At 40.3% G+C, this 7,231-nt stretch carries 8 protein-coding genes; 6 read left to right on the top strand and 2 right to left on the bottom strand.

The window, feature by feature from the left end; translation table 11 throughout:
* The 3 genes from BKN38_RS11310 to BKN38_RS10805 all read left to right on the top strand — a co-directional run.
* Nucleotides 1-844, top strand: an 844-nt coding sequence (locus BKN38_RS11310; RefSeq protein ID WP_218117795.1) for a hypothetical protein, incomplete at its 5' end; no start/stop codon positions are given.
* 2 nt (nucleotides 845-846) lie between these two features.
* Complete coding sequence (locus tag BKN38_RS09795) at nucleotides 847-1,308, top strand: GDP-mannose 4,6-dehydratase (RefSeq protein ID WP_066458316.1); 462 nt, start codon at nucleotides 847-849, stop codon at nucleotides 1,306-1,308.
* The gene (locus tag BKN38_RS10805) at nucleotides 1,289-1,435 is read left to right on the top strand and encodes a GDP-mannose 4,6-dehydratase (protein WP_143000287.1); all 147 of its coding nucleotides are present in this window, start codon (nucleotides 1,289-1,291) and stop codon (nucleotides 1,433-1,435) included. Before BKN38_RS09795 ends, BKN38_RS10805 begins: the two co-directional genes overlap by 20 nt.
* An 80-nt stretch (nucleotides 1,436-1,515) precedes the next feature.
* Here BKN38_RS10805 and BKN38_RS09800 read toward each other — a convergent pair whose 3' ends face one another.
* Together BKN38_RS09800 and mnmA are read right to left on the bottom strand one after the other, a co-directional pair.
* Nucleotides 1,516-1,971 (bottom strand): tRNA (cytidine(34)-2'-O)-methyltransferase, encoded by a 456-nt coding sequence (locus BKN38_RS09800; protein ID WP_066458315.1) that lies wholly within the window; start codon nucleotides 1,969-1,971, stop codon nucleotides 1,516-1,518.
* Nucleotides 1,972-1,991: 20 nt separating this feature from the next.
* Nucleotides 1,992-3,020 carry a tRNA 2-thiouridine(34) synthase MnmA gene (mnmA, locus tag BKN38_RS09805; RefSeq protein WP_066458313.1) on the bottom strand — a complete coding sequence of 343 codons (1,029 nt, stop codon included), beginning with the start codon at nucleotides 3,018-3,020 and terminating at the stop codon, nucleotides 1,992-1,994.
* A gap of 95 nt (nucleotides 3,021-3,115) precedes the next feature.
* Here mnmA and BKN38_RS09810 point away from each other — a divergent pair, with 95 nt between their 5' ends.
* The 3 genes from BKN38_RS09810 (at nucleotide 3,116) to BKN38_RS09820 (ending at nucleotide 7,056) form a co-directional block, all read left to right on the top strand.
* On the top strand, nucleotides 3,116-4,906 hold the full coding sequence (locus BKN38_RS09810) for a hypothetical protein (protein WP_143000288.1): 1,791 nt from the start codon (nucleotides 3,116-3,118) through the stop codon (nucleotides 4,904-4,906).
* A gap of 161 nt (nucleotides 4,907-5,067) precedes the next feature.
* A complete protein-coding gene (locus BKN38_RS09815; RefSeq protein WP_104720856.1) occupies nucleotides 5,068-6,492 on the top strand; it encodes a hypothetical protein in 1,425 nt (474 codons plus the stop codon).
* Between the two features lie 138 nt (nucleotides 6,493-6,630).
* A complete protein-coding gene (locus tag BKN38_RS09820; RefSeq protein WP_070957818.1) occupies nucleotides 6,631-7,056 on the top strand; it encodes a hypothetical protein in 426 nt (141 codons plus the stop codon).
* Nucleotides 7,057-7,231 lie beyond the last annotated feature (175 nt).

The following is a 7,231-nucleotide window of genomic DNA, read 5'->3' on the forward strand; positions in this document are numbered from 1 at the left end:
CCCCCCCCCCCCGCAGACTCTAGACAATAATAAGAATATAGCCAACAACATCCCAGAAATTGTCATTTCTTTTACTTCTTATCCAAAACGCATTAATCAAGTGTGCTACACTATTTACTCTATCCTTACACAGACTTATAAACCAAATCGTGTCGTGCTATACCTAAGCACACAAGAATTCCCAAATAAGCTTGATGATTTGCCACAAAAACTTCTTGCATTTTGCAAGCACGGCTTAGAAATCCGCTTTGTCGAGCAAAACTATCGCCCATATAATAAAATACTTTTCGCACTAAAAGACTTCCCAGAATCTATCATCATCACTATCGATGATGATATTTTCTATCCACCATTTATCATAGAAAGGCTTGTATCAAGCTATCAAAAGATTCCAGACGCTATTCATTGTCATTGGGCAAGTAAAGTTTTGTTTGATGAAAATAACAATATTTTGCCTTATATGAGCTGGGGCTGGATATGTGATGCTACACCATCAATATTAAATTCCGTGCAAGGCTTTGGTGGCGCACTTTATCCTCCGCATTGCCTGCATAAGTCCATATTTGATTCAGAGAAATTTTTAAAACTATCTCCAACCAGTGACGACATTTGGATATGGGCAATGGCAGTGCTAAATAATACTAAAACACATAGAATTTTAAATTATTGTTATTTCTATGACTATGTCACTATAAAAAGATCAAGTCAAGATTCTGCGCTCGGCAGGACAATCAATTGCACAAAAGATGGGAACAATATTTTTCTAAAAAATGTGCTTGAGTATTTTCCAGAGATTAGAGAAAAGCTACGCAAAGAAGCGCTCGCACAAAACAGCAAAGACTAAATATGCGAGAGATAAAATCCAACATTGCCCTAATCCTCGGTGCCGGCGGGCAAGATGGCTATTTTCTTATGCATTTGCTTTTGGAGAGTGGCTATGAAGTGCATATTATGGTGCGCCATTTGCCAAATTTCAAAGACATAAAATTCGTGCATTATGATGATTTGTATTATGCGGATTCTGATGGTTGCGTGATTTATCATTATGGTGATATCACGGATTCTAGCTCCATTGTCTCAATCTTTCAAAAAATTAAACCTAGCGAAATCTACAATCTCGCTGGAATCTCTAATGTCAAAAAATCATTTTCCATGCCGCAAAATACTGCAGATTCTATCGCGCTTGGCACGCTTAGAGTGCTAGAGACGATGCGGAGCATGGGGATAAAAAGCAGATTCTACAATGCTTGCAGTTCTGAAATCTTTGGAAACGCGCATGGCGTGCAAAATGAAAAAACACCTTCTTGATGTGAAAAGCAGTATTGGGGATTCTACCCTAGCCCAAAAAGAGCTCGGCTGGAATCCGAAAAATACAAGTTTTGAGAAGCTTATTGAGATTATGGTGCTAGCGGAGCAGTCAGCCTTTGCCAAATAAAAATAGTAGTCTCTAGGCAAGACAAAACATTATTCAATTTAAGCCTTGTTTACTTTATGGATTCCAATCACAAATTATTTTTATTTTATTTTGCGCTGTCTTAGTGCCTCATACGCTACGATTCCCACACTTGTGGCGAGGTTTAGGCTGCGCGCTTTGGCAGACATGGGGATGCGTAGGCATTGCGCGGCGTTAGATTCTAGTATGCGCCTATCGATACCCGCATCCTCGCGCCCAAAATACAAAAAGCACTCCTCTTCAAACCGCGCCTCATAATACGCCCTGCTAGCCTTAGTGCTTAAGAAAAAATGCCTCTCATCTAGCGGATGATGTGCCCAAAAATGCGCCAAATCATCCCACTCGCACTTTTTTAAATCCGCCCAATAATCAAGCCCAGCGCGCTTCAAAAGCTTATCATCTAGGCGAAATCCAAGCGGATGGATGAGATGCAGCGTGGCGTCCATAGCGACGCAAAGCCTGCCGATATTGCCGGTATTTTGCGGAATCCGAGGCTCGATAAGTATGATATGTAGCATGATAGTCCAGAATCTAAATCCTACACTATCACTCCGCCGCCAAGCACGCAGTCTTTTTCATACGCCACGAGCGCTTGCCCTTTCGCCACGCCATACACCGGCTCTGATAGATGCGCGATGATGCCCTCACCACTCACCTCCAGTCGCGCTTTGGTAGGCTCTGAACGATATCGTATTTTTATGTCGCATTCCTTGCCATCTAGCTCGCTTGATAGGCTTATGTTGCTAGCTTTTACTAGCGTTTGCGCTAGCTCATCTTTGGTGCCTACGATTATCTCATTTTTCCCCGCATCAATGCCAAGCACAAAATGCGGCTCATGCGCGCCCCTCACGCTAAAGCCCTTGCGCTTGCCGATGGTGTATTGCATATAGCCTTTGTGCTCGCCTACTGCGTTGCCTTTGGCATCGCGCACGATGCCCGGATTCTCGACATTTGTGTGCTTTTTTAGGATGTCGATGTAGTCTGTCTCGACGAAGCATATCTCTTGGCTGTCTTTGTAAGTCTCTAGCGTGCCAAGCCAAGGCATCACAGCAAATGCCAGCGGTTTTACCTCGCTTTTTAGCATATCGCCTAGCGGAAATATAAGCCTATCTATCGCCTCTTGGGAAATCGCGTATAAAAAATAGCTTTGGTCTTTGCTAAGATCCCTTGCGCGTGCGATTTTTTTGCGCCCGTTTATCGTTTTTATCCGCGCATAATGCCCGGTGGCTATCTTCTCGCAGCCAAGCTCGAGCGCTTTTTGCAATGCCAAGCCAAACTTCATATTTGGGTTGCACATAGCGCATGGATTTGGCGTCTCGCCGCGCTTGTAGGATTCTATGAAATACTCATACACCACCTTTTTAAACTCTTCTTTGGCATCTATCACCATAAATTCAAAATCCAGATTCTGCGCGACTTTGCGGCAATTTCGCAAAAATGCCTCATGTTTTTGCTCCTTGTCGTGCAGCTTCAGATAAATGCCTAAAACCTCATGCCCTTGTGATTTCAATAAATGAGCTGAATAAGAGCTATCTACTCCACCGCTCATTAGCAACGCAACTTTCATGATACGCCTTTTTTTGGGATTAAAAGCGCGCATTATAGCACAATGTTTGTAATCGTGCTTGAAATGTCGCACTTGTTTGTTGCGTTGGCGATGATTTGGCGGGTTTGAAATTGCTAGAATATGCTATCATATCTCGCGCAAACTTTAACCAAAGGCATCGTATGAATACAAAATCCAAAGCCAGATTCCAATCTCAAGCCCAAAGCAAAATCGCAGCCCAAGCCAAAATCCTAGCCAAATCCAAAGCTCTAGCCTATAGCAAATCCAAAGTCCAAGCACAGCCTCGAGCCAAATCCCAAGCCAAATCTCTAGCCTCGCCTACCCATTCTAGCAGGCGCGCTTTTTTGGCATTTTTGGCGCTTATGTTTGCTTTGCCACAAAGCAGATTGTTTTCTCAAACACAAAACGAACAAGCAAAGCAAGCAACAAAAGAAGCGGAAGAAAAAGGAGCAGAGATGATTGTAGGCGCTTATTACCCCTTCGTATTCTCCCTCAAATTAGAATACAGCGCTACGAGAGGGGGCGTTGATACATTATTTACTGCATATGCGCTTAGCACGCCCAGATTTGCTAGTCTAACCGACAAAGAGCTAGAAGAAAAAGGGTTTTGGGAAGAGGAGATAGCTATACGCCACAAATACCCTCCCGTCTTTGATACCCTCAAATTCAAAGGCAAGCTTAGAATCTCTTGGTCTTTTGATATGAAATATAATAAATATATAGACCTTATCTTTTTCCCCGAGGAGAATCCATTTATAAACTACGCCGCACTAGTAGCTAAAGACTTCCCCAAAAAATCTACAAAACGGAATGGTGATAGAAATTTAACCAAAGACAGCATAAGATTCTCTTATGATATTAACCATAGCTTTGTCAAAGAAGTATTGGCACAAAGTGGATTAAGCAAAGAGCAGCAAGAAAGGTTTTTTAACGCGAGATTTGGAAGTGTATTTATGCCTATGGAGATAGAGTTTGAGTGGTATGTAGCAGGATTGTATGACTGGTATGAGCGAAATGTCCCAAATCAGTCTATGACTTTTACTCGTCATGATAGATATCTTGGAGGAGAAGATGGGGGTGGTTATTTCTGCCTTGGCATCATCAAACAATACAAAATCCTACCACAAGATACCACGCTAAACTTTCCAGAATATATCGCTTCTTGGGAGGAGAGAGAATATGATGCTAGTATAGGCAAGTCTAAAGATGTCATAAAGCATCTCCCATACTCCAAAGTATTTGAGCCTATCTCTACTTCCGCACTAGCTTATACAAACACTAATTTCAATGACTTTATAGTCAATCTAAGAGATAAGCCAAATGCCAAAGAAGGCAAGATAGTAGCCCAGCTTTTCTCACAATTTATAGCCAATCCAAAAGATTTGTATATACCAGTAGAACCCGGAAGCAGCAATATTACAGAAAATCCAATCTATGATGCCTCAATCAATAAAGGAAAAGAATGGTATGAAAAGGATACGGGTGGTAGCACTGATATGGAAGGCTATCTAGGCTATTATAGCCTCATCATCCAAAAAGACTACTACAAAAGCCACAAACCAAAGCTTATAAACCCACTCAATAGAGATGAATATCTGGTGCTAGTGTGGAATATAGATGCCAATAACTGGGCTAAGGTGTGGGTGATAAAGCTACCAAATGAAAAAGAGTCTTCTGTCACAGAATCTGGCTCTGCCAAAACAATGGCAGACATTTTATCTTATAGTATCTTTAGGCGCCATATTTATGAACTAAACGCATTAGTCCCAAGCTATGAAAAAGTCTTTTTAGATTCTCCTTCTAGGTTTAAACTCTATGAAGGCTATATCCACACAAGCGGACTTACATTTCTTGCATCTTTTGGCGAGAATTATATAAAAAGATAGATTCTAAAATATCAGAAAGGACACAAATGCTACATCTACCAAAAACCCAAACCACCCAAACACTGCCAGCCAACACGCACGCCCAAACGCCCCTTATCTCCTCTCTAGCACTTATCTTTCTCTTGCTTTTTTCAGCGCTTGATATATGCAAAGGCATGGACATGACCGAAACAAAAAAAGGCGATGCCATCTTGCATCCAGCATTTGATACAAGTAGCGATATGAGCGAATATGAATTCTGGAGTTATTACACCATAGGATATAAAACAGCCCTTATAGCCCCACTACCCAAAAGCATATTTTGGACAGCAAATATCAGAAAAATACCAAAGAACGCTCCTAGACCCTATCTTGTGATGAATCTCTTTAAAGAAGATCCAAATGTAGAAGTAAGCATAAGTGAAAGAGATACTGGAGAGGGACAGATAGAGAACACATATAGCACAGATTATACACATTTTAGAGATTATAGCGGCAGATTCAAAGTCAATGGCAATCTAAGAATCTCACAAAGCCTAAACCTAAAACATAAAGCACCCATTGATATTATGATGTTTTTTGATAAGCCTAGTGCTAAAGCTATGGATACTACCAATGTGCTTCTAACAAGTCCATATAAAGATGATATATATAATCACAGGATTGTAAAAGAAATACTAGGAGATGAGCGATTTGAAAGATTTATGTCTAAACGATTTAATTATGAGAGCATCCCTATTAGTGCAGAGATAGGAGATGTGGATAATACGCTAAATCTAAAAGAGCCAATACTAGCATTGATAGTGGATTATAGGTTTAGTTTTTTTGTTGATGGTTGTAGATATAATGATGAAATAGCATTTGAGAATGCAGGATTTCCTATATTTAAGCTTTTTGATTTCTCTATAGCCAAAGCACCTTATGAGATAGCAGAATCTAAAGAGGTGGTTTCATCAGGATTATATCCCGGATATGATAGTGAAAGGGCAAGGGTGTATGAAATAGTATCTCGACGCTACCCTCCACTAGGCGATACAGCATATAAATTTACCACTCCTATGGTAAAGGGCGTATTTGCCAATACTAGAACTAAAGAAAATGACTTTTATGTAAATGTGCGCGATAAACCAAGCAAAGATGGCAAAATCATTATGCAGCTTTACTCACAAATACTTATGCCAAAATATAAAAAAATATCCTACAATTTGCATAAAAGAGATGAGGACAGCCAAGATTATGAAGAATGGGAGAGAAAGCAAGCGGCATTGCAGCAGCAGTATTTTGAAAAGCATAAAGATATGATAGGACCTTTCCCTAAGGATATAGAATTATATGAGCTTTTAGATAAATATATTGTTTTTGTTTGGGATATATTAGAGGGTGATTGGGCTAAGGTATGGGTGCTAACTCCTGCAATCAAAAAAGGAGATATTTATGTTTCTTCTTTTTTTTGGGATAATAGATACGAAGAATATGTTGATATATTTTTAAACAATCCTAGCAAGCTTATCATCAAAGAAGGATATATACATACTTCTGGTTTAGTGCCTGATATGACATTTCCAAAACCTATAAAAAAACCTCGAGATGATGAGCAAAACGACTAGGAGTAGATGATGAATAAAAAGGTGGTGTTGCAAGCGATTGATTTGCTTGGTGTTCCTGGCGGATGCTAGAAAATGCTAGAATTTGCTAGAAAACGCTAGGATTTGCCAGAAAACGCCAGAAAAATTGAATGCCAAAAAATGGATTCTGCTATAAAATACAAGCAGAAGAGCGCATTAATAGATTGCTTCGTCAGCCTACGGCTTCCTCGCAATGACAAAAAACAATCAAAGCAGAATCCAAATCCTATTAACACAAAAATCTCAATCTATCGTTGCGAGGATTCTGCGAATCCGAAGCAATCCACCCGCAAAAAATTGCAAAATTTCTTGCAAAACAAATCTAAAAATAGGCGCATAGCACCAAACCTAGATTCTGGCGGATTTGCAAAATTTGCCAGAATTCAAAATAAAAATTTCATTTTTGCTCCTTTTATGTTTTTGTATTTTTATATTTTTGCTTTTATGCTTCTTGCGTGGCGTGGTGTAGCTGCTGTTGGGCGCGATTTGGTTTGGTTTGGTTTGGTGCTGTTGGGCTTGGGCGTTGTTTGGCGCGATGCGGCATAGTTTGGTTTATTCGCCTAGATTTGCCGGCCTGCCCAAATTCTTAATCTACCCAGATTTGCCAGCTTGCCTAGATTCTTAGTTTTACCTAAATTTCCCAATCAAATGGCGGTTTGCCCATTTTTATGAGCGCTTCATTGGCGCGCACAAACACGCCACTGCCGACAAATCCTCGCGC

It is taken from the genome of Helicobacter sp. CLO-3 (genome assembly GCF_001854545.1).
Classification (GTDB): Bacteria; Campylobacterota; Campylobacteria; order Campylobacterales; family Helicobacteraceae; genus Helicobacter_B.